This is a genomic window from Streptomyces sp. NPDC001858 (assembly GCF_053594615.1).
Genome location: NZ_JBSFEV010000007.1, coordinates 277,018 through 297,119, shown reverse-complemented (window position 1 = coordinate 297,119; position 20,102 = coordinate 277,018). Strand labels below are relative to the sequence as shown.

Annotated in this window: 20 protein-coding genes; 8 read left to right on the top strand and 12 right to left on the bottom strand. The window is 73.2% G+C overall.

The genetic code is table 11. The annotated features are described in order from the left end of the window. The first annotated feature begins 43 nt into the window (after positions 1 to 43). Positions 44 to 607 carry a putative glycolipid-binding domain-containing protein gene (locus ACWCPF_RS13330; protein ID WP_451045106.1) on the top strand — a complete coding sequence of 188 codons (564 nt, stop codon included), beginning with the start codon at positions 44 to 46 and terminating at the stop codon, positions 605 to 607. Between the two features lie 24 nt (positions 608 to 631). Here ACWCPF_RS13330 and ACWCPF_RS13325 read toward each other — a convergent pair whose 3' ends face one another. Next, positions 632 to 2,272 (bottom strand): ABC-F family ATP-binding cassette domain-containing protein, encoded by a 1,641-nt coding sequence (locus ACWCPF_RS13325; protein ID WP_451045105.1) that lies wholly within the window; start codon positions 2,270 to 2,272, stop codon positions 632 to 634. A gap of 94 nt (positions 2,273 to 2,366) precedes the next feature. On the opposite strand from ACWCPF_RS13325, the gene ACWCPF_RS13320 reads away from it, so the two are divergent. After that, positions 2,367 to 3,344, top strand: a complete 978-nt coding sequence (locus tag ACWCPF_RS13320) for an NAD(P)/FAD-dependent oxidoreductase (RefSeq protein ID WP_451045104.1) — start codon at positions 2,367 to 2,369, stop codon at positions 3,342 to 3,344. A 282-nt stretch (positions 3,345 to 3,626) separates the two neighbouring features. On the opposite strand, the gene ACWCPF_RS13315 is transcribed toward ACWCPF_RS13320, so the two are convergent. Beyond that, a complete protein-coding gene (locus tag ACWCPF_RS13315; RefSeq protein ID WP_451045103.1) occupies positions 3,627 to 5,579 on the bottom strand; it encodes a Xaa-Pro dipeptidyl-peptidase in 1,953 nt (650 codons plus the stop codon). Between the two features lie 202 nt (positions 5,580 to 5,781). Between ACWCPF_RS13315 and ACWCPF_RS13310 the strand changes: the two genes are divergently transcribed. After that, on the top strand, positions 5,782 to 7,296 hold the full coding sequence (locus ACWCPF_RS13310; RefSeq protein ID WP_451045102.1) for a M1 family metallopeptidase: 1,515 nt from the start codon (positions 5,782 to 5,784) through the stop codon (positions 7,294 to 7,296). A gap of 76 nt (positions 7,297 to 7,372) precedes the next feature. Further along, positions 7,373 to 7,540: a hypothetical protein gene (locus ACWCPF_RS13305; protein ID WP_451045101.1), complete on the top strand. Its 168-nt coding sequence runs from the start codon at positions 7,373 to 7,375 to the stop codon at positions 7,538 to 7,540. Between the two features lie 30 nt (positions 7,541 to 7,570). Here ACWCPF_RS13305 and ACWCPF_RS13300 read toward each other — a convergent pair whose 3' ends face one another. Further along, positions 7,571 to 8,518 (bottom strand): adenosine kinase, encoded by a 948-nt coding sequence (locus ACWCPF_RS13300; RefSeq protein ID WP_451045100.1) that lies wholly within the window; start codon positions 8,516 to 8,518, stop codon positions 7,571 to 7,573. A gap of 5 nt (positions 8,519 to 8,523) precedes the next feature. After that, the gene (locus tag ACWCPF_RS13295) at positions 8,524 to 9,006 is read right to left on the bottom strand and encodes a macro domain-containing protein (protein WP_451045099.1); all 483 of its coding nucleotides are present in this window, start codon (positions 9,004 to 9,006) and stop codon (positions 8,524 to 8,526) included. A 77-nt stretch (positions 9,007 to 9,083) separates the two neighbouring features. On the opposite strand from ACWCPF_RS13295, the gene ACWCPF_RS13290 reads away from it, so the two are divergent. Then, positions 9,084 to 9,818 carry a MerR family transcriptional regulator gene (locus ACWCPF_RS13290; RefSeq protein WP_451045098.1) on the top strand — a complete coding sequence of 245 codons (735 nt, stop codon included), beginning with the start codon at positions 9,084 to 9,086 and terminating at the stop codon, positions 9,816 to 9,818. A gap of 18 nt (positions 9,819 to 9,836) precedes the next feature. Here ACWCPF_RS13290 and ACWCPF_RS13285 read toward each other — a convergent pair whose 3' ends face one another. The 4 genes from ACWCPF_RS13285 to ACWCPF_RS13270 all read right to left on the bottom strand — a co-directional run bounded on the left by ACWCPF_RS13285 (position 9,837) and on the right by ACWCPF_RS13270 (position 15,169). After that, the gene (locus ACWCPF_RS13285) at positions 9,837 to 12,014 is read right to left on the bottom strand and encodes a 3-hydroxyacyl-CoA dehydrogenase NAD-binding domain-containing protein (RefSeq protein WP_451045097.1); all 2,178 of its coding nucleotides are present in this window, start codon (positions 12,012 to 12,014) and stop codon (positions 9,837 to 9,839) included. A 40-nt stretch (positions 12,015 to 12,054) separates the two neighbouring features. Beyond that, entirely contained in the window at positions 12,055 to 13,269 is a 1,215-nt protein-coding gene (locus tag ACWCPF_RS13280; protein WP_451045096.1) for an acetyl-CoA C-acetyltransferase, read from the bottom strand. A gap of 39 nt (positions 13,270 to 13,308) precedes the next feature. Then, the gene (locus ACWCPF_RS13275) at positions 13,309 to 14,583 is read right to left on the bottom strand and encodes a CaiB/BaiF CoA transferase family protein (RefSeq protein WP_451045095.1); all 1,275 of its coding nucleotides are present in this window, start codon (positions 14,581 to 14,583) and stop codon (positions 13,309 to 13,311) included. Positions 14,584 to 14,788: 205 nt separating this feature from the next. Beyond that, positions 14,789 to 15,169: an MmcQ/YjbR family DNA-binding protein gene (locus tag ACWCPF_RS13270; RefSeq protein WP_451045094.1), complete on the bottom strand. Its 381-nt coding sequence runs from the start codon at positions 15,167 to 15,169 to the stop codon at positions 14,789 to 14,791. Between the two features lie 91 nt (positions 15,170 to 15,260). On the opposite strand from ACWCPF_RS13270, the gene ACWCPF_RS13265 reads away from it, so the two are divergent. Further along, complete coding sequence (locus tag ACWCPF_RS13265; protein ID WP_451045093.1) at positions 15,261 to 16,433, top strand: saccharopine dehydrogenase family protein; 1,173 nt, start codon at positions 15,261 to 15,263, stop codon at positions 16,431 to 16,433. A gap of 25 nt (positions 16,434 to 16,458) precedes the next feature. Here ACWCPF_RS13265 and mmpA read toward each other — a convergent pair whose 3' ends face one another. Continuing rightward, positions 16,459 to 16,605 carry a morphogenic membrane protein MmpA gene (mmpA, locus tag ACWCPF_RS13260; RefSeq protein ID WP_451045092.1) on the bottom strand — a complete coding sequence of 49 codons (147 nt, stop codon included), beginning with the start codon at positions 16,603 to 16,605 and terminating at the stop codon, positions 16,459 to 16,461. 266 nt (positions 16,606 to 16,871) lie between these two features. Between mmpA and ACWCPF_RS13255 the strand changes: the two genes are divergently transcribed. Next, positions 16,872 to 17,060 carry a hypothetical protein gene (locus ACWCPF_RS13255; protein ID WP_451045091.1) on the top strand — a complete coding sequence of 63 codons (189 nt, stop codon included), beginning with the start codon at positions 16,872 to 16,874 and terminating at the stop codon, positions 17,058 to 17,060. Here ACWCPF_RS13255 and ACWCPF_RS13250 read toward each other — a convergent pair. From ACWCPF_RS13250 to ACWCPF_RS13240, 3 genes are all read right to left on the bottom strand, one after another. Beyond that, positions 17,036 to 17,743, bottom strand: a complete 708-nt coding sequence (locus ACWCPF_RS13250; RefSeq protein ID WP_451045090.1) for an endonuclease V — start codon at positions 17,741 to 17,743, stop codon at positions 17,036 to 17,038. The genes ACWCPF_RS13255 and ACWCPF_RS13250 overlap by 25 nt on opposite strands. 25 nt (positions 17,744 to 17,768) lie before the next feature. Beyond that, positions 17,769 to 18,101 carry a plasmid stabilization protein gene (locus tag ACWCPF_RS13245; protein WP_451045089.1) on the bottom strand — a complete coding sequence of 111 codons (333 nt, stop codon included), beginning with the start codon at positions 18,099 to 18,101 and terminating at the stop codon, positions 17,769 to 17,771. Positions 18,102 to 18,190: 89 nt separating this feature from the next. Beyond that, on the bottom strand, positions 18,191 to 19,297 hold the full coding sequence (locus ACWCPF_RS13240; protein ID WP_451045088.1) for a WD40/YVTN/BNR-like repeat-containing protein: 1,107 nt from the start codon (positions 19,295 to 19,297) through the stop codon (positions 18,191 to 18,193). Between the two features lie 225 nt (positions 19,298 to 19,522). On the opposite strand from ACWCPF_RS13240, the gene ACWCPF_RS13235 reads away from it, so the two are divergent. Further along, positions 19,523 to 19,939, top strand: a complete 417-nt coding sequence (locus tag ACWCPF_RS13235; RefSeq protein WP_451045087.1) for an SsgA family sporulation/cell division regulator — start codon at positions 19,523 to 19,525, stop codon at positions 19,937 to 19,939. The last annotated feature ends 163 nt before the right edge of the window (positions 19,940 to 20,102 follow it).

Sequence of the window (20,102 nt, the reverse complement as noted above, 5' to 3'; positions counted from 1 at the left end):
CCGCGACCGGGTGGCGTCGCCGGGCCGCTCGTACAGTGACGGTATGAGCACTTCCCGTGTCCTCAGTTGGAACGTCACCGCGAGCGGCGGGTACGAGACCGCCTGGGTCGAGGACGGCGACGGCGCGCTGCGGGCTCGGGGCCGGGCGGTCGGTACGACACCGGAGCCGTACTGGGTGTCGTACCGGCTCGACGCGGCCGACGGGTTCGTGACGCGGCGGTTGCGGGTGACGGTGGAGGGGGCCGAGCGGACGCGCTCCCTCGATCTGCGGCACGACGGCCGGGGCGGCTGGACGGCGGACGGCGAGCGGCTGCCCGGCTTCGGCGACGCGCTCGACTGCGACCTCGGCCTGTGCCCGCTCACCAACACCATGCCGGTGCTGCGCCACGCGCTGCACCGGCAGCCGGGCGAGCGCCGGCTGCTGATGGCGTGGGTGTCGGTGCCGGCGCTGACCGTGCGGCCGTCGTGGCAGACGTACACCCACCTCGGACCGGGCCGCAGGGGCGCCCGGGTCCGGTTCGCCTCGGGGACCTTCCGCAGCGACGTCGAGTTCGACGCGGACGGCTACGTCGTCGACTACCCGGGCCTGGCGACGCGCCTCGGCTGAAGCGCGTTGCCGGGCGCCCGGCGGTCAGCGTTCCGTGACCTTGCCGGCCGCGACCTCCAGCCGGCGCGTGACCTGGACCGCGTCCAGCATCCGCCGGTCGTGGGTGACCAGGAGCAGCGTGCCCTCGTAGGCGTCGAGGGCCGACTCCAGTTGCTCGATGGCCGGCAGGTCGAGATGGTTCGTCGGCTCGTCGAGGACGAGGAGGTTGACGCCCCGCCCCTGCAGCAGCGCGAGGGCGGCGCGGGTGCGTTCGCCGGGTGACAGGGTGGCCGCCGAGCGCACGACATGGTCCGACTTCAGACCGAACTTGGCCAGCAGGGTGCGCACCTCGACCGGTTCGGTGTCCGGGACGGCCGCGCGGAACGCGTCCAGCAGCGACTCGGAGCCGTGGAACAGCTGCCGCGCCTGGTCGACCTCGCCGACCAGGACGCCCGAGCCGAGGCCGGCCGTTCCGGCGTCCAGCGGGATCCGGCCGAGGAGCGCGCCGAGCAGGGTCGACTTGCCCGCGCCGTTCGCGCCGGTGACGGCGACCCGGTCGGCCCAGTCGATCTGCAGGGTCACCGGCCCGAAGGTGAAGTCGCCGCGCCGCACCTCGGCCTCGCGCAGGGTGGCGACGACCGCGCCGGAGCGCGGGGCGGCCGCGATCTCCAGCTGCAGCTCCCACTCCTTGCGGGGCTCCTCGACGACCTCCAGGCGTTCGATCATCCGCTGGGTCTGGCGGGCCTTCGCGGCCTGCTTCTCGCTGGCCTCGCTGCGGAACTTGCGGCCGATCTTGTCGTTGTCGTTGTTCGCCTTGCGACGGGCGTTCTTGACGCCCTTGTCCATCCAGCCGCGCTGCATCTGCGCCCGGTCCTGGAGGGCGGCCTTCTTGTCGGCGTACTCCTCGAAGTCGTCGCGCGCGTGCCGGCGGGCCACGTCCCGCTCCTCCAGGTAGGCGTCGTAGCCGCCGCCGTAGAGGTGGATCTGCTGCTGGGCGAGGTCGAGTTCGAGGACCTTGGTGACCGTGCGGGCGAGGAACTCGCGGTCATGGCTGACGACCACGGTGCCGGCCCGCAGGCCGGTCACGAAGCGTTCGAGGCGCTCCAGGCCGTCCAGGTCGAGGTCGTTGGTCGGCTCGTCGAGGAGGAAGACGTCGTAGCGGGAGAGGAGGAGGGAGGCGAGGCCCGCGCGGGCGGCCTGGCCGCCGGACAGGGCGGTCATCGGCTGGTCGAGGTCCACGCCGAGCCCCAGCGAGTCGGCGACCTCCGCGGCGCGCTCGTCGAGGTCGGCGCCGCCGAGATCGAGCCAGCGCTCCAGGCTCTCCGCGTACGCGTCGTCGGAGCCCGGCGCGCCGTCGACCAGGGCCTGGGTGGCCTCGTCCATCGCGCGCTGGGCCTCGGCGACGCCGGTGCGGCGGGCGAGGAACGCGCGCACGCTCTCCCCCTGGCGGCGCTCCGGTTCCTGGGGCAGGTGGCCGACGCTCGCGGTCGGCGGGGAGAGCCTGAGCTCGCCCTGCTCGGGTGTGCTGAGCCCGGCGAGCAGCTTCAGCAGGGTGGACTTGCCCGCGCCGTTGGCGCCGACCAGCCCGATCACGTCTCCGGGGGCGACGACGAGGTCGAGCCCGGAGAAGAGGGAGCGGTCGCCGTGCCCGGCGGCGAGGTTCTTGGCGACGAGAGTGGCAGTCATCAGGTCGTAGATCCTAGTCGCCGTGCGGAGTGCCCGGCTGCCGCGGTGCCCCGCGGTCTCGCCGTGCGGCCGCGCGGTCGGTTAACGTCCGCGCGTGGAGAGTCGATCGAGCGGCGATGTGGGCGATGTCATCGTGGTCGGCGGCGGGGTCATCGGGCTGGCGACGGCCGTGGTCCTCGCCGAGCGCGGCCTGCGGGTGCGGGTCTGGACGCGCGAACCGGCCGAGCGGACCACCTCGGCGGTCGCCGGTGGGCTGTGGTGGCCGTACCGCATCGAGCCGCTGGCGTCGGCGCGGGCGTGGGCGCTGCGGTCCCTGGAGATCTACGAGCGGCTCGCGGCGCGGCCCGGGGAGACCGGGGTGCGCCTGGTCGACGGGGTGATGGGCGGGACGGACCTGGCCGACGTCGAGAGCTGGGCGGTGGGCCGGCTGCCCGGGCTGCGCCGGGCCACGGCGCGCGAGTACGCCGCCGGGCGGGGCATCGCGACACGGCTGCCGCTGATCGACATGGCGACGCATCTGCCGTGGCTGCGGGAGCGGCTGCTGCGGGCGGGCGGCACGGTCGAGGAGCGCGCGGTGACCGACCTGGCCGAGGCCGAGGCGCCGGTGGTGGTCAACTGCACCGGGCTGGGCGCGCGGGAGCTGGCGGGGGACGCGTCGGTGCGGCCCGTGCGGGGGCAGCTCGTCGTCGTGGAGAACCCCGGCGTCGACACCTGGCTGGTCGCCACCGGCCCGGACGGCGAGACGGCCTACCTCTTCCCGCTGCCCGGGCGGCTGCTGCTGGGCGGCACCGCGGAGGACGACGCGTGGTCGCTGGAGCCGGACCCGGGGGCGGCCGAGGCGATCGTCCGGCGCTGTGCGGCCCTGCGGCCGGAGGTCGGCGGGGCGCGGATCCTGGGACACCTGGTGGGGCTGCGGCCGGCCCGGCCCACGGTGCGGCTGGAGCGGACCCGCCTGCCGGACGGCCGGACGGTGGTGCACCACTACGGACACGGCGGGGCAGGCGTGACGGTGGCCTGGGGCTGCGCCGAGAAGGCAGCAGACCTGGCCACCTCCTCAACGCCGAGGCCCTGAAGGAGCGCGGTGCCGCGCGGCGGACCGAAGCCAAACGCAGCCGCCGCTGAGACGCCGACGCCCTCAAGGGGCGCGGGGAACTGCGCGACCAACCACCGCGCAGCCGCGGACGGACGACGGCAGCCGCTACGGAACCCGATACATGCCGCGCGATACGCCAGGGCTGCGCCGAGGAGGCGACAGACCTGGCCACCCCCTCGACACCCACGCCCTGAAGGGGCGCGGGGAACTGCGCGACCAGCCACCGCGCAGCCGCGGACGGGCGACGGCAGCACGCAGCCGCTACGGAACCCGATACGTGCCGCCCGGTGCGCCTACGCCGTCCAGCGGACCGGAGCCATGCCCACCCGCCGTTGATCCCCTCGTGGCCGCGGCAAACGCGGCGCTGCCGCCGACGAACGGCACCCGGGCAGACGTGCGGCCCAGATCCAGCGTCAGCGAACCCCTGTCGGCGGGCGGGTCGATGAGGTTCCGGTCGGTGCCCGCGACGATCAGCGCGAGGCGGTGCCCGGCCGGCACGACGTGGTCGGTGGCGGCCAGGTCGAGGGTGATCGTGTACGCCTTGCCCGGGGTGAGCGGAACGCCCTTGCCCGGGTCGGCGTAGGTGCCCAGGTCGGCCCAGCCGCGGCTGACGACCGTCTGGCCGACGTCGGCCGTCCGCGCCGTCGTCTCCCTGAAGCAGGCGCTGTCGCCCGCGGTGCTCGCGCCCCAGCAGGTGCGCTCGGCGAGGGTGGTGATGCCCTCGCCGCTCGCCGCGTAGTCGCGGATGGTGTCGGGGCCGACGTCGACGAGGACGGCGGTCAGATGCGCCGTCGCGGTGCTGGGCGTGGCGGTGACCGTCACCTTCGAGGAGCCGGACAGCCGCAGATCACGGGTGAGGGCTCCGGTGACGAACCCGGCCTTCTCCGGGGTCGACGCGTCGATCCGCGCGGCCCAGTCGGTCTCGCCGAGCCCCGGGTCGTCGGTGAAGGCCGCGGCGCCGGCGCCCTTGCGCAGGCCGAGGGTTCCGACGCCGGACTCTGCGCCGGCGGCCGGGCGCAGGGTCGCGGTCCGGGTGCCCTGCGGCGGCCAGACCTTGGAGGTGACCCACTGGTCGGGGTGGCGTTCGATGTCGGCCATGGGTTCGCGGTGGACGCCGTTGTCGTAGCCGAGGAGCTCGTGGTCGAACCAGCGGTGCAGGGTGTCCACCCAGTCGGCGCGGCGGAAGTCGAAGGGGTCGACGTGGCCGGTCTGGGAGAGCCAGATCTTGCGCTCCACGCCGTTCCTCGCGAGGGCGTCCCACCACTGGCCGAGGTGCTTGGCGCGCACGTTGAGGTCCTGAAGGCCGTGCACGAGGAAGACGCTGGCCTTCACCCGGTGCGCGTTCTTGACGTAGTCGCGTTCGGCCCACAGCGAGGTCAGGTCGCCGGTGCGCGGGGCCTCGTCGACGAGTCGCTGCTGGACGGCCGTGCACTTGGCGTGGGACTCCGGGCTGTCGACGTAGTCGGCGAGCCTGTCGGGTCCCGAGCCGTAGAGGGGCGCGCCCTGGCTGAAGTAGTAGTCGTACCAGGAGGAGATGGCGCTGATCGGGACGATCGTCTTCAGGCCCCGCACGCCGGTGGCGGCGACGGCGTTGGCGATCGTGCCGTCCCAGCTCTTGCCGATCATGCCGGTCCTGCCGTTGGTCCAGTCCGCCTTCGCGGTCGCGCTGCCGGTGCGGGTGGTGTAGGCCTCGGCGCGGCCGTTCAGCCAGTCGATCACGGCCTTCGCCGACCGGACCTCGTTGCGGCCGCCGACGTCCTCGCAGCCGTCGGAGCGGCTGGTGCCGGCCAGGTCGACGCCGACGAACGCGTAGCCGCGCGGCACGAAGTAGTTGTCGTAGAAAAGCGGCATCCGGACGATGTTCCCGGCCGCGTCGTAGGTCTTGCGCTGGCTCTCGTTGCCGCGTCCGCAGCAGGAGTAGTAGGGGCTCGCGTCCATGATGACGGGCACCTTGCGGCCCTGGGCGGCGGGTTCGCGGGGGCGGACGACGTCGACGGCGACGCGGTCCGTGCGCCCGTCGCCGTCGCCGTCGAGTCCGGTGTCGACCCAGACGGCTTCGCGGACGGCGTTCTCGTAGGAGTAGACGGGCCTGCTCTCACGCGGGGCGCCCGAGGCGCCATGGGCGGCCGTCGGGGTGAGGAAGGCGGCCGTCAGAAGGGTGATGACGGCGGTCGCGAGCGGTCTCCAGATCGTGAAGCGCATGCGTGTCGACATGCGCGGGACGCTACCCCGGTCAACTCCCGTGCAGAAGAGGGCGACTGTGCGCCCGCTGTGGCCGGAACGCCTCCCTGGGAGGGGTGTGCGCCATGACGGCCGAATGGCGATCGTGTGACAGGCGCGGCGGTGGACACCTCTGCGCGCGCAGGGACTCAATAGGCTCCGAACAGAACTCCGTCCCCCACGACTTGGAGCTTTCGTGCACCGCAGACTCCTCGCGCCCGGCGCACTCGCCGCCGCGTCCGTGCTGCTGGCGATCCCCGCGTCCGCCGCGAGCCACTCCCCCGGCGCGCCGGGCATCGGCGACCCCTACTACCCGGCCTACGGCAACGGCGGCTACGACGTCTCCCACTACGACCTGCGGCTGACGTACCAGCCGGCCACGGACGAGCTGGCGGGGACGGCGACGATCCTCGCGCGCACCACCGAGGACCTGTCGAGCTTCGACCTGGACTTCCTGCTGGACGTCAGCGAGGTCCGGGTCAACGGCGCCACCGCCGCGTTCACCACCTCCGGCGAGCACGAGCTGGTGGTCACGCCGAAGAGCCCGCTGGCGAAGGGGACGTCCGTCACGGTCGTCGTCCGGTACAGCGGGGTGCCGTCGACGAAGAGCGCGTACGGCTTCTCCACCTGGCACCGCACCCCGGACGGCGCGGTCGCGGCGGACGAGCCCGAGTCGGCCTGGTGGTGGTTCCCGAGCAACGACCACCCGCTGGACAAGGCGACCTACGACGTGTCGGTGGCCGTGCCGGACGGCACCCAGGCCATCTCCAACGGCACCCTCCAGTCGACGACTTCACGCCTCGGCTGGACCCGCTACACCTGGCGTCAGAACAAGCCGCAGGCGACCTATCTCGCCACGCTGGCGCTCGGGAAGTTCGACGTCACGACGAGCACGTCCGAGGGCGGCGTGCCGGTGATCAACGCCTACAGCAGGAACCTCGGGGACAACGACGGGGCCGCGCGGGCGAGCGTGGAGCGCACCGGCGAGATCGTCGACTGGCTGACCGGTTACTTCGGGCCGTACCCGTTCAGCACGGCCGGCGGGTATGTCCCCGACACGACGACCGGGTTCGCGCTGGAGACGCAGAGCCGGGTGTACTACAGCCCTCGGCAGTTCGCGAGCGGCGCCAACACCACCCTGGTGGTGCATGAGTTGGCGCACCAGTGGTACGGCGACTCGGTGTCCGTGAAGGGCTGGAAGGACATCTGGCTCAATGAGGGCTTCGCGCGGTACGCGCAGTGGCTGTGGTCCGAGCACGAGGGCGAGGGCACAGCGCAGGAACTCGCGGACTACGTGTACGCCTCGCACCCGGCCGACGACGCGTTCTGGACGGTGAAGCCGGGCGACCCGGGCGCCGCGCACCAGTTCGACATCGCCGTCTACGACCGGGGGGCGCTGGCGGTGCAGGCGCTGCGGGGCGAGATCGGCGAGGACGCGTTCTTCGCCGTCCTGAAGGGCTGGCCGCAGCGGCACGCGTACGGCAACGCGACGATCGCCGAGTTCCGGGCGTACGCCGAGCAGGTCTCCGGGAAGCCGCTGGGCGCGCTGTTCGACACCTGGCTGTTCCAGCCGACGAAGCCGACCACGCCCACGACACCGGCTGCCGCCGACGCGCCGGCCGCGAAGGCGTCCGCCGCCGTTGGAGTCGCGCCCGTGCCGCCGAAGTCCTGGAAGAAGATCGCGGCGACCAACGACCTGCACGCACACTGACCCCGAACTCCCGTCTGATTCCGGCCGCGTATGGGTATCAAGGCGTGAAGGAATCGCGGACGAACCGGGGGATGTCATGGCGGGCGCGCAGAACGGCAACGAGGTCGCGTGGCGAACGACGGCGGGCATCGGGTCGCTGGGGGTCGGCATCGGGCTGATCGCCGGGATTCCCGTGCTGTCCCTGCTGGGGGCGGTCGTCGCCCTCGTCGGTCTGATCGGTTTCGCGGCGGCCAGGCGCAAGTAGGCGTGGCGCAAGTAGACCTGGCGCGCCCGCTCAGGATCCGGCTCCGGCTCCGGCTCCGGCGAGCAGCGCTTCGCGCGCGATCGCCGCGCTCTGCGTGGACGGCACCGTGCACGCGTACGCCCCGGCCAGTGCGCCGTACTCGGCGCAGCGGCGCGGCGGTTCGCCGCTGAGACGGCCGAAGAGGAAGCCGGACGCGAAGGCGTCGCCCGCGCCGTTGGAGTCCACCACCGGCGCGGGCGGGGTGACGGCCGGTACATGGGTCAGCTCGCCGTCGGAGAGCAGATACGCGCCCTGCGCGCCCGCCGTGGCGACGACGACCTCGGCGCGGCCGCGCTCGGCGATGCGGCGCATGGTCGCCTCCGGGTCGGTCAGCGCCGCCGTGGAGACGAAGACGACGTCCGCCGCGTGGGCGAAGGCCTCCTGGTAGGGGTTCTCGCCGTCCCAGTTGTGCAGGTCGGTGGAGATGCCGAGGCCGGCCTCGCGCAGCAGGGGCAGGGCGTCGGCGCACGGCTGGGTGATGGACACGTGCGCGTGGCGGCTCGCCGCGGCCAGCGCCCGCAGGGTGTCCTCGGGGAAGCGGTCGCCGGGGCGGCCGCGGCTGGTGTCGTACAGCGAGAGCCGCCGGCCGTCCGGGCTCACCAGGTTGACCGCGCGCTTGGTGCCGGCGGGCTGCGGGATCGCGGTGAGGGCGATGCCGTGCCGCTCGTGCAGGGCGCGGACCAGGTCGCCCTCCGGGTCGTCGCCGAGGAAGTCCAGGTGGTGGGTGCGCAGGCCGAGGGCGGCGAGGCCCAGGGCGACGAAGTCGCCGGTCTGTCCGGCGCGGGCCCGGATCCCGCTGTCGATCAGATAGCTGTCGGCGTACGGGAGCGGCAGCTCCGGCACGTGCACGATCGTGTCGACGCCGGCCCCGCCCAGGACCAGGACGTCGACGTCCCGGGCCGTGTCCCGGCTCCTGTCCCCCTGCGCGTTCTCGCGCATGCGCGCTACCCCTCCCCGTGGTCGTACACCGTCACCGCGACGCCCCGCCGCACCAGCCGCTCGGTGACGAGCGGCTCGACGCGGGACCACTTGCCGCCGGCCAGTCCGCAGCCTATCCGTGGCATGTGCACCGACGCGCCGAGTTCGAGCGCCCGGTCGGCCAGCCGGGACAGCGCGGCGTCGATCGCCTCGTAGCGCACCGGGACGCCCTTGCTGCCGGTCCGGGTGCCGCGCTGGCCGACCATGTTGGCGACCCATACGTACCGCTCCACCTGGACGAGTTGGAGCGCGCCCAGGCCGAAGTCGTTGGCGGCCCGCTCGCGGTGCCAGGCGCGGTAGGCGGCCTCCGGCTCCGGCCAGCGGCGGGACAGCGCCAGGACGAAGCCCTTTCCCCATCCCCCGATGTCGTTGCAGACATGGGCGATCACCTTGACGCCCTTCACCGACGGAACGGTGGCGTCACCCCGGACATAAGCGATCTGCGACATGACGCCACCGTAGGCGGTGCCACTGACAACGGCCCCGAGCCGCTGCGCCGCGATCCTGGGCAGCGATACTGCTGCGCATGACGAGCGAGACGGAGGAGCCGGCCCTCACGGTGGACGAGCTGGCCGCCCGGGCGGGGGTCACGGTGCGCACGGTGCGCTTCTACGGCACCAAGGGGCTGCTGCCCCCGCCGGTCATCGGCGCGCGCCGGGTGGGGCACTACGGCGGCGGGCATCTCGCCCGCCTCGCGCTGATCGAGGAGCTGCGGCGGCAGGGCCTGACGCTGGCGGCGATCGAGCGCTACCTGGACCGGCTGCCGCCCGGCCTCGACGCCCACGACCTCGCCGTGCACCGGGCCGTGGTGGCCTCCTGGGCGCCGGACGCCGTGCAGACCGTGACGGGTGAGGAGCTCCGGCGGCTGGCGGGGCGGACGCTCGGCGAGGAGGACGTGGCCCGGCTCATCGCGATGGGCGTGGTCGAGGCCCACGCCGGGGACCCGCTCGGCGCGGACGCGTACCGGGTCGATCCGGGGCTGCTCAGGCTGGGTGTGCGGCTGCTCGACGTGCCGCTGTCGCCGGAGTCGATCCGCGCGGCCCGGACCGTCCTCCTCGACCACGCGCGCGACGCCGCGCGCGCGTTGTCGCGGCTGCTGCGCGAGGAGGTGCCGGAGCGCGACGCGCAGGCGGTGCGGTCGCTCTCGGCGCATATGCAGCCCCTGGTCGTGCAGGCGCTGCTGACGGCCTTCCAGCGGTCGCTGACGGAGGAGCTGCGGGAGTGGCTCGGGGAGCCGCCGACGGACGACGGCTCCCCGTGACGGTGGCCGGCCGGTGGCTCAGCGGGCGTCCGTGAAGGTCTCGCCCCGCTCGGCCTTCGCGACCAGCAGCGCGGGCGGGGTGAAGCGGTCGCCGTAGCGCTCGGCGAGTTCACGCGCGCGTGCCACGAATCCGGGGAGTCCGCCCTCGTAGCCGTTGATGTACTGGAGCACGCCGCCGGTCCAGCCGGGGAAGCCGATGCCGAAGAGGGAGCCGATGTTGGCGTCGGCCACGGACGTCAGCACACCTTCCTCGACGAGTCTGACGGTGTCGAGGGCCTCGGCGAAGAGCATGCGCTCCTGCATGTCCTCGAACGGGATCTCGGCGCCCGCGCGCGTGAAGTGCTCGCGCAGGCCCGGCCACAGCGCGCCCCGCTTGCCGTCCGCCGCGTACTCGTAGAAGCCCGCGCCGCCGCTGCGGCCGGGGCGGTCGAACTCGTCGACCATCCGGTCGATGACGGCCTCCGCGGGGTGTCCGGGCCAGGTGCCGCCCGTCTCCTCCACCGCCCGCTTCGACTCCTTGCGGATCTTCTGCGGGAGGGTGAGCGTCAGGTCGTCCATCAGGGCCAGCACCTTGCCGGGGTAGCCCGCCTGGGCGGCCGCCTGCTCGACGGAGGCGGGCTCGATGCCCTCGGCGACCATGGCGACGCCCTCGTTGATGAAGTGGCCGATCACCCGCGAGGTGAAGAAGCCGCGCGAGTCGTTGACGACGATCGGCGTCTTCTTGATCTGCCGGACCAGGTCGAAGGCGCGCGCGAGCGCCTCGTCCCCGGTGCGCTCGCCCTTGATGATCTCGACGAGCGGCATCTTGTCGACGGGCGAGAAGAAGTGCAGCCCGATGAAGTCGTCCTGGCGTTCGACGCCTTCGGCGAGGACGGTGATGGGGAGGGTGGAGGTGTTGGAGCAGAGCAGGGCGTCGGGCTCGACGATGTGCTCGATCTCCTGGAACACCTTGTGCTTGAGGGAGGTGTCCTCGAACACGGCCTCGATGACGGCGTCGCAGCCCGCGAGGTCCTGCGGGTCCGCGGTGGGCGTGATGCGGGCGAGCAGCGCGTCCGCCCTCTCCTGGCTGGTGCGGCCCCGGGCGACGGCCTTGGCGCAGAGCTTCTCGGAGTAGGCCTTGCCCTTGGCGGCGGCTTCCGCGGAGACGTCCCGGAGCACGACGTCGATGCCCGCGCGGGCGCACGAGTAGGCGATGCCGGCGCCCATCATCCCGGCGCCCAGGACGGCGACCTTGCGGACCTGGCGGGACGGGACGCCCTGGGGGCGGTTGACGCCGGAGTTGACGGCCTGGAGGTCGAAGAAGAACGCCTGGATCATGTTCTTCGACGTCTGCCCGGCGGCCAGTTCCACGAAGTAGCGGGCCTCGATGACCTGGGCGGTCTCGAAGTCGACCTGGGCGCCCTCGACGGCGGCGGCGAGGATCCGGCTCGGCGCGGGGTAGGGGGCGCCGTTGGTCTCCTTGCGCAGGCTGGCCGGGAAGGCGGGCAGGTTGGCGGCGAACTTGGGGTGGGCGGGGGTGCCGCCGGGGATGCGGTGGCCCGGCTCGTCCCAGGGCTGCTGCGATGCGGGGTGGGCGTCGATGAAGGCGTGGGCTTTGGCGAGGAGTTCGTCGGGGGTGGCGGCGACCTCGTGGATCAGGCCGTTCTCCAGCGCCTGCCGGGGGCTGTACTGGGTGCCCTTGAGCAGGACCTTGAGGAGGGCGTCGGTGATGCCCAGCAGGCGCACGGTGCGGGCGACTCCGCCACCGCCGGGGAGCAGGCCGAGGGTGACCTCGGGGCAGCCGATCTTCGATCCGGGCGCGTCCAGGGCGACCCGGTGGTGGCAGGCGAGGGCGAGCTCGTAACCGCCGCCGAGGGCCGCGCCGTTCAGCGCGGCGACGACCGGCTTGCCGAGGGTCTCGATGCGGCGCAGGTTGCGCTTGATCTCCAGTCCGCCCTCGAACAGCTCCTGCGCGGTCTCGGGGGTGACGCGGATGAGGTCGCGCAGGTCGCCGCCGGCGAAGAAGGTCTTCTTGGCGGAGGTGATGACGACGCCCCGGACGGAGTCCTTCTCGGCCTCCAGACGGTCGGCGACCGCGGCGAGCGAGGCGCGGAACGCCGCGTTCATGGTGTTGGCGGACTGGTCCGGGTCGTCGAGGACGAGGGTGACCAGGCCGGTGCGGTCCTGTTCCCAGCGGATGGTGGTGCTCAGAGTCATGACGGGGTCTCCGTAGAAGTCTTGGACTGCCGCTGGGTGGTCAGACGCGCTCGACGACGGTGGCTACGCCCATGCCGCCGCCCACGCACAGCGTGACGAGGCCGTAGCGCTTGTCCTGGCGCTCCAGCTCGTCGACGAGCGAGCCTAGGATCATCGCGCCGGTGGCGCCGAGCGGGTGGCCGAGGGCGATCGCGCCGCCGTTGACGTTGACCTTGTCGAGGGACAGGCCCATGTCCTTGACGAAGCGCAGGACGACCGCGGCGAACGCCTCGTTGATCTCGACGAGGTCGATGTCGTCGATGGTCAGGCCGGCCTTCGCAAGGGCCTTGCGGGTGGCGGGCGCGGGTCCGGTGAGCATGATCGTCGGCTCGGAGCCGGAGACCGCGGCGGAGACGATCCGCGCGCGCGGGGTGAGGCCGTGGCGCTCGCCGACCTCCTTGGAGCCGATCGCGACCAGGGAGGCGCCGTCGACGATGCCGGAGGAGTTGCCCGCGTGGTGGACGTGGTCGATCTTCTCCACCCAGTGGTACTGCTGGAGCGCGACCGCGTCGAAGCCGCCCAGTTCGCCGATGTCGGCGAAGGAGGGCTTGAGCTTGCCCAGGGAGTCGGCGGTGGTGCCCGGCCGCGGGTGCTCGTCGTGGTCGAGGACGACGAGGCCGGCGCGGTCCTTCACGGGGACGACCGAGCGGTCGAAGCGGCCCTCCTTCCAGGCCGTCGCCGCCCGCTCCTGCGACAGGGCCGCGTACTCGTCGACGTCGCGCCGGGAGAAGCCCTCGATGGTGGCGATGAGGTCGGCGCCGATGCCCTGGGGCACGAAGTTGACGGCCAGGTTGGTCATCGGGTCGTTGAACCAGGCGCCGCCGTCCGAGGCCATCGGCACCCGGGACATCGACTCCACGCCGCCTGCGAGGACGAGGTCCTCCCAGCCCGAACGGACCTTGGCGGCGGCCAGGTTGACGGCCTCCAGACCCGAGGCACAGAAGCGGTTCTCCTGCACGCCGGCCACGGTGTCCGGCAGACCGGCCGCGATCGCGGCGATGCGCGCGATGTCGGAGCCCTGGTCGCCGACCGGTCCGACGACGCCGAGCACGATGTCGTCGATCGCGGCCGGGTCGAGGCCCGGGAAGCGGTCTCGCAGCTCGTGGATGAGGCCGACGACGAGGTCGATGGGCTTCGTACCGTGCAGGGCGCCGTTCGCCTTGCCGCGGCCGCGTGGGGTGCGGATCGCGTCGTACACGTACGCTTCGGTGCTCACTGGCAGGCCTTTCGGGAGGGTGGGCCGAGCGGGGCGGGGTCAGCCGCCCTGGTGCGGAGAGTCGTGCTGCGGGGAGTCGTGCTGCGGGAACTGGGTCTGCTGGAACTCGGTCTGTGAGAAGTCGGTCTGCGGGAAGTCGGTCCGGGGCGCGAGAGTGTTCTCGGGGGTCTTCACAAGATCGGTCACCAGGCCCGGTATGTCCCAGTCACGGGCCACTTCGCGCGTGTCGGCGCCGGGGCGCGCGGGCCCGGTGCGCACGGCGGTGGGCGTGTCGGAGAAGCGGGGCGCCGGGGCGGGCTGGGTGATGCCGCCGTGGTCGGTGAAGGTCCCGCGGGCGGCGAGGTGCGGGTGGTGCGGGGCCTCGCGCAGCGACAGCACGGGCGCGACACACGCGTCGGAGCCCTCGTACAGGGCCGTCCACTCCTCACGCGTGCGGGACTTGAAGCGGGCGGCGACGGCCTCGCGCAGCTCGCCCCAGCGCGTCCGGTCCTTGCGCGCGTCCCGGAACTCCGCCAGGCCCAGCAGGCGGACGAACTCGTCGTAGAACTGCGGCTCCAGCGCGCCGACGGCCATGTACCCGCCGTCGGCGGTCTCGTAGGTGCCGTAGTACGGGCAGCCGCCGTCGAGGAGGTTGACGGCACGCCGGTCCTGCCAGCCGCCGGCGGCGAGCATGCCGTGGATCATCGTGGAGAGGTGGGCCGCGCCGTCGACGATGGCCGCGTCGACGACCTGGCCGACGCCGCTCACGCGCGCGTGGTGGAGGGCGGCGAGGACGCCGACGACGAGGTAGAGGGAGCCGCCCGCGTAGTCGCCGAGCAGGTTGGCGGGGGCCGGCGGCGGCTGGTCCGGGGCGCCGATCATGCCGAGGGCGCCGGTGACGGCGAGGTAGGAGACGTCGTGGCCGGAGCGGTGGGCAAGGGGGCCGTGCTGGCCCCAGCCGGTCATCCGGCCGTAGACCAGTCGGGGGTTGCGGGCGTGGCAGGCCTCGGGGCCGACCCCGAGGCGCTCGGCGACGCCCGGCCGGTTGCCCTCGATGAGCACATCGGCGCGGGCGGCCAGGTCGAGCACGCGCGCGGGGCCGTCCGGCGCCTTGAGGTCGACGATCACCGAGCGCTTGTTGCGGTTGGTGACGTCATGGGCGGGGTCGACGCCGAGCGCCGAGCCGCCGGGGCGGTCGACGCGGACGACGTCGGCGCCGAGGTCGGCCAGGAGCATCCCCGCGAAGGGGCCGGGGCCGATCCCGGCGAGTTCCACCACGCGCACGCCGGTCAGCGGGCCCTGCCCGGTCCGCCCGGTCGTCCGTCCCGTTGTCATCCAGCCCCCTTGCTGTGACACAACCGATGTAACACCAGTGATGTTAGGAACACGTTCCGGTGGAGACAAGAGCAGCACAAGCAAGCGCTTAGCCAGTATGCCCGCACCACCGCTCGCCGTACCGTCGGCCGCACCACCGCTCGCTGTACCGCCCGGGGCCGTACCGCCCGTCGCCGTACCGCCGGGCGTCGGCCGCCGGACCGGCTCAGCGGGCTTCCAGCTCCGCTATGAACCGCTTGGGAGCGATCGTGCGGTAGCTCTCCTCCACCCAGTCGCAGAGCAGCTCGGCCCCGGGGGCGCCCTTCTGCTCCAGCGGCAGGCTCACCCAGCCCGACCTGCCCAGGCCATAGCCGGCGGGCTCGGCGCCGGGCGCGGCCAGCGCATGCGCGTGCGCCGTCCCCTCCGCGAGCTTGAGCGTGACGCCCAGCGGGTGACTGCCGTCGTCGGCGCCGAGGAAGACGAACACCTTCTTGTTGACCTTGGCCACCGTCTCGCCCCATGGGAACTCCTCGGTCGCGCCGGGCAGTCCGAGCGCGAACTCGCGCACTTTCTCCCATTTCCTCAGGGCGTTCCTGTCCACGGTCACCTGCTGCCTCCGGGCTCGTCGTCGGCCTCCGCACTCCTCACGCTAGCCTCAGCCACCGACAGCGGCGCGGGCTGCACGGCGAAGGGATGTCATGAGCAGGCTGAAAAGGTCGGACCGTCCGTACGACATCGTGCTCTTCGGGGCCACGGGCTTCGTCGGCACGCTCACCGCGGAGTACCTCGCCGCGCACGCGCCCGCCGAACTGCGCTGGGCGATCGCCGGCCGCGACGAGAAGAGGCTGGAAGGGCTGCGCGAACGGCTCGGCGTGGACGTCGGGGTGCTGCGGGCCGACGTCGCGGACCCGGCGTCGCTGCGCGCCCTCGCGGAGCACGCGCGCGTGGTGGCCACGACGGTGGGCCCCTATGTGACGTACGGCGAGGAACTCGTGGCCGCCTGCGCGGACACCGGCGCCGACTACCTCGATCTCAGCGGCGAGCCGGAGTTCGTGGATCTGGTGTACGTCCGGCACGACGCACGCGCGCGTGAGACGGGTGCGCGACTGCTCCACGCGTGCGGGTTCGACTCCGTCCCGCACGACCTGGGCGTGTACTACACCGTCCGGCAGCTCCCGGAGGGCGTGCCGCTCACCGTGGACGGCTTCGTGACCGCCGACGCCATGTTCTCGGGCGGCACCTTCGCCTCCGCCCTGGGCCAGTTCGCGCGCGCCCGGCAGATGGCGGCCGCCGCGCGCGAGCGCGGACGGCACGAACCGCGGCTCATGGGCCGCCGGGCCGCCGCGCCGATCGGCGCGCCCCGGTTCGCCCCGGAGGTCGGCGCCTGGGCGCTGCCGCTGCCGACCGTCGACCCGCAGATCGTGCTCCGCTCGGCGCGGTCGCTGCCGCGCTACGGGCCCGACTTCCGCTACCGGCACTACGCGGCCGTACGGCGGCTGCCCGTCGCCGTGGGCGGGGTCGCGGCGGTCGGGACGCTCGTCGCGGCGGCCCAACTGCCGCCCGCCCGGCGCTGGCTGTCGGACCGGCTCAAGCCCGGGGAGGGGCCGAGCGCGGAGCGGCGGGCGCGGAGCTGGTTCTCCGTCCGGTTCGTCGGCGAGGGCGGCGGCCGACGGGTGTGCACCGAGGTCTCGGGCGGCGACCCGGGCTACGACGAGACGGCGAAGATGTTCGCCGAGGCGGCGCTCGCCCTGGCCTGCGACGCCCTCCCGCCGACCGCGGGGCAGGTCACGACGGCGGTGGCGATGGGCGCCGCGCTGACCGAGCGGCTGACCCGGGCGGGCGTCCGCTTCCGCGTCGCGGCCAGCCGCTGACCGTCCCCCGGTCGCGTCCGCGGCCTCAGACCGGCCACTGTACGAGCGTGTAGATCATCCCGACGATCCAGCCGAGCCCCGCCAGGACGGCGAGGATCAGGGCGGCGGTCACGGCACGCTCGACGGATCGGTCCGGGTCGGCGAGGGGCTTCGGAGCACGGTGCGTGGTCATGCGGCCCAGCCTGCCGAGCGGGGCGCGGCGCGCACATCCGTACAGGTACTCAGACGCCGTACTCAGGCACCGAACTCAGGCACCGTACGCAGACGCGCGCCCGCCGCAGGCCGGGCCCCTCGACCCCATTGGGGACTTTCGGCGCCACCCAGCGCCCGTTCCCCGCCCTCAAGCGCTCCCGAGTGCCAACAAGCACTTCAATGAAACGATTGAAGCAGCTGATCGCAGCAGGACCGAAAACAGGACCGCAGCGGAAGGGGAGCAGTATGAAGTTCGTTCTCGAAGTCACGGTGGACGACGGCGTGTCGGCCCAGGACCGGGTGGGTGAGCTCGGGCGGATCCTGCGGTACTGGGGCGGCAATCTGAAGCACTACGCCCTGGAGGACGGGGACGGTTCGGCGGTCTACGACTCCGCCTACAAGGAAGTGGGTCAGTGGCGGATCGTCGCCTCCTGAACCGCGTCTCGCAGCGCCCTGCGGCACAGTGCGTCCGCCCTGCGGGTGGTCTCCGGAAGGCGAAACTCCGGGGTGAGGGCGAGGGTGTGGGCGCAGGCGGCGTCCAGGCCGACGCGGTGGCCGACGGACACGAAGACCGGCTTCACCCCCGCGCGGGTGCGCAGCGCCCGCCCCACCTCCTCGTCGCCCGCCAGCAGCGGGGACGCCGATCCGCGCGGGGCGTCCGGGTCGTCGTACGTGAAGGTGAACGGGTTCTTGGCGACGCCGATCGTGGGCAGCCCGGTGAGGACGCCCAGGTGGCTGGCGAGGCCGAAGCGGCGCGGGTGGGCCACGCCGTAGCCGTCGCAGACGACCAGGCCGGGCGGGCGGCGCAGGGCCTCCAGGGCGGCCAGCACGGTGGGGATCTCACGGAAGGCCAGCAGTCCGGGGACGTACGGGAAGGAGATCCGGCCGACGGCGGTGGCCTCGGCGACGACGTCGAGGCTCGCCGCGTCCAGCACGACGGCCGCCGCCGCAACGACGTCCCGCTCGTCGTCGTAGGCGACGTCGACCCCCGTCACGAAGCCCGTCCCGGGCGGCGGCCCCGGCTCGTCGAGCACGGTCCGCGTCCGCAGCTCGTCCTGGACGGCGCGGGCCTCTTCCTCGGTCGCGGGCCAGCCCGCGGGAATGTTCACGATCGTCATGGTGGGGCCGAGCGTACGGCTCCGGTCAGCTCTTCCGGCTGTCCAGGGCGCGCTGCAGCTCACTCTTGTCCATGCCCGAACGGCCCTTGACGCCCCGCCGCCTGGCCTCCTCGTAGAGCTGGTCGTAGGTGGGCCCCTGGGCGCCCTTGCCGGAGCGCAGGCCGCCGCGCCTGCCGGAGGACATGTCCTCGACGGACGTGCGGGAGGCCGTCTTCGACTCGCCGGCCCGGGCGCGTTCCTTGTTGACCGTCCGGGCCGCGATCTCCTTCGCGCGCTCGGTGCTCTCGCCCCGTCGCTGCGCGCTCTCCTTGATGTGCTCGTACTGGCGTTCCCGTTTGGGGCTGGAACCGCGTGGCATGTGCGCTCGCTCCTTTCACGTCCGGCTCGCTCCTTTCACGTCCGGCTCACTCCTTTCACGTCCGGCCCACCGGGTACCCCGCGAACGGCTCAACTCTCCAGGCGTGCCACGCGCCCCTGTTCGCCGGCCGCCCAGCAGCCGAGGTCGGGGGTGCAGTCGACGGTGTCGTACGAGCCGGTGTCGAGGGTGCGCCAGGTGCGGCCGGCGTCGGTGGTCAGGTCGGTGCCGGTGGGGCCGACCGCGAGGGCCGCGGTGCGGCTGTGCGGGAGCCAGGCGACGCCGGAGCGGTAGGCGGGCGGCGGCGTGGCCGCCGTCCGCCAGCGGCGGCCGCCGTCGCCGGTCGTGGCGGCGGCCTGCGGGGACGGCTGGTCGGCACGGTAGTCGCCGCCGACGGCGAGGCCGTGGGCGCGGTCGCGGAAGGCGAGGGCGAAGACCCCGCGCGCGGGGTCCCCTGCGGGGATCGGGGCGTCGGCGGCCGTCCAGGTCAGACCGCGGTCGGAGGAATGCAGCACACGCGCGCGTGCGGCCCCGCCGGTCGCCAGCCAGACGTCCTTCGCCCCGGAGGCGACCAGGCACTGGCCACTCGCGGCGAAGCCCGCCTCGCCCGCCAGGGCGGCCGGCATCCCCTCGTCGGGCAGCACGTTCCAGGATCGGCCAGCGTCGCTGGTCGACAGGATGCGGAACTTTCCGTCCACCGGGTCGCTCATGGCGAGGCCGTGGCGGCGGTCGAAGAAGGTCATGCAGTCGTAGAAGGCGCGGGAGTCGGTGTTGCGGAAGGCCTCCGTCCAGGTCTTGCCGCCGTCCTCGGTGCGGTAGACGCGCGAGGCCTCGCCCTCGCCGATGGCCAGCACCACGGCACGGCGCGCGTCGAACGCCTCGATGTCGCGGAACTGCAGGTCGGCCGCGCCGGGCGGCGAGACGTTCCGCCAGCTCGCGCCGCCGTCGGAGGTGCGCAGGACAGTGCCCTGGGTGCCCGCCACCCAGGCAGTGTCACGGTCGACGGCCGCGAGGCCACGGAACCGGACGGCGGCGCCGGTGTCCTTGAGGTCCCAGCGCGGCGCCGCGGGCCGCTGCGGGTGCGCCTGGGCGGGCAGGGCCGTGAGGACGGCGAGCACCGCCCCGCAGACCGCCGCGGCCACCCGGCCGGCCCCCCGTGTCGTACGTACCGTGCGTCGCGTCTTCCCCAAGGGCCTCATGGCGGGGGAAGCTAGCCCACGGCTCTCGGTGGCGTCCAGATGCCGTCGATCTCCTCAACTGCCTCTGGGGGCACGGAAGGAGAGCTGAGTCACTCCCGTGCATGCATCGCGGTGACCGAGGTCACTAGAAACAGGTGTGCACGGATCGACCGGTTCCGGCGTCTCTTCCTGTGTCCGGACCCATCGCCCGGAAAGTTCGTCCCGCCGTCACGAGGGAGCAAGGCGTTGTCCATCGTCATCGAGCAACCCGTAGAGGCCCGTCTTGTCGCCGCCGCGCCTCGGATGCCGAACATCCCCGCCACACTGCACTACGACCGCCGGGATCCCTTCGCCGTCCGTATGACCTTCCCCGCTCCCGCCACCCTGGAGGGCGTCGAGGTCTGCTGGACCTTCGCCCGCGAGCTGCTCGCCGCGGGCCTGCACGAGGCCGAGGGCCATGGCGACGTCCGGGTGCGCCCCTACGGGTACGACCGCACGGTGCTGGAGTTCCACGCGCCCGAGGGCACCGCCGTCGTGCACGTCCACTCGGCGGACATCCGCCGCTTCCTGCACGCCACGAGTGTGCTGGTGCCGGCCGGCACGGAGCACCGGCAGCTCGACCTCGACCACGACCTGGCGGAGCTGATGCGCGACGCCTGCTGAGGCCTGCCGGTCCGGTTAATCCTTTGACGGCTCCCCCGGGCCCTCCTACGGTGGGAAGCGGTTCTGTTGCCGCCGATCGGAGAAGGACGTTGCTCGTCTGAGGTCCTGAGACACCGCGCCACACCCGACAGGTGTGTGCGACGCGTGCGACCTCGGCCTTCGA

What these genes read in the sequence shown, in the direction of transcription:
- ACWCPF_RS13330 (WP_451045106.1), top strand. Translation starts at nt 44, where the DNA reads ATGAGCACTTCCCGTGTCCTCAGTTGGAACGTCACCGCGAGCGGCGGG.
- ACWCPF_RS13325 (WP_451045105.1), bottom strand. Translation starts at nt 2,272, where the DNA reads ATGACTGCCACTCTCGTCGCCAAGAACCTCGCCGCCGGGCACGGCGAC.
- ACWCPF_RS13315 (WP_451045103.1), bottom strand. Translation starts at nt 5,579, where the DNA reads ATGTCGACACGCATGCGCTTCACGATCTGGAGACCGCTCGCGACCGCC.
- ACWCPF_RS13305 (WP_451045101.1), top strand. Translation starts at nt 7,373, where the DNA reads ATGGCGGGCGCGCAGAACGGCAACGAGGTCGCGTGGCGAACGACGGCG.
- ACWCPF_RS13300 (WP_451045100.1), bottom strand. Translation starts at nt 8,518, where the DNA reads ATGCGCGAGAACGCGCAGGGGGACAGGAGCCGGGACACGGCCCGGGAC.
- ACWCPF_RS13295 (WP_451045099.1), bottom strand. Translation starts at nt 9,006, where the DNA reads ATGTCGCAGATCGCTTATGTCCGGGGTGACGCCACCGTTCCGTCGGTG.
- ACWCPF_RS13290 (WP_451045098.1), top strand. Translation starts at nt 9,084, where the DNA reads ATGACGAGCGAGACGGAGGAGCCGGCCCTCACGGTGGACGAGCTGGCC.
- ACWCPF_RS13285 (WP_451045097.1), bottom strand. Translation starts at nt 12,014, where the DNA reads ATGACTCTGAGCACCACCATCCGCTGGGAACAGGACCGCACCGGCCTG.
- ACWCPF_RS13275 (WP_451045095.1), bottom strand. Translation starts at nt 14,583, where the DNA reads ATGACAACGGGACGGACGACCGGGCGGACCGGGCAGGGCCCGCTGACC.
- ACWCPF_RS13265 (WP_451045093.1), top strand. Translation starts at nt 15,261, where the DNA reads ATGAGCAGGCTGAAAAGGTCGGACCGTCCGTACGACATCGTGCTCTTC.
- mmpA (WP_451045092.1), bottom strand. Translation starts at nt 16,605, where the DNA reads ATGACCACGCACCGTGCTCCGAAGCCCCTCGCCGACCCGGACCGATCC.
- ACWCPF_RS13255 (WP_451045091.1), top strand. Translation starts at nt 16,872, where the DNA reads ATGAAGTTCGTTCTCGAAGTCACGGTGGACGACGGCGTGTCGGCCCAG.
- ACWCPF_RS13250 (WP_451045090.1), bottom strand. Translation starts at nt 17,743, where the DNA reads ATGACGATCGTGAACATTCCCGCGGGCTGGCCCGCGACCGAGGAAGAG.
- ACWCPF_RS13245 (WP_451045089.1), bottom strand. Translation starts at nt 18,101, where the DNA reads ATGCCACGCGGTTCCAGCCCCAAACGGGAACGCCAGTACGAGCACATC.
- ACWCPF_RS13240 (WP_451045088.1), bottom strand. Translation starts at nt 19,297, where the DNA reads ATGAGGCCCTTGGGGAAGACGCGACGCACGGTACGTACGACACGGGGG.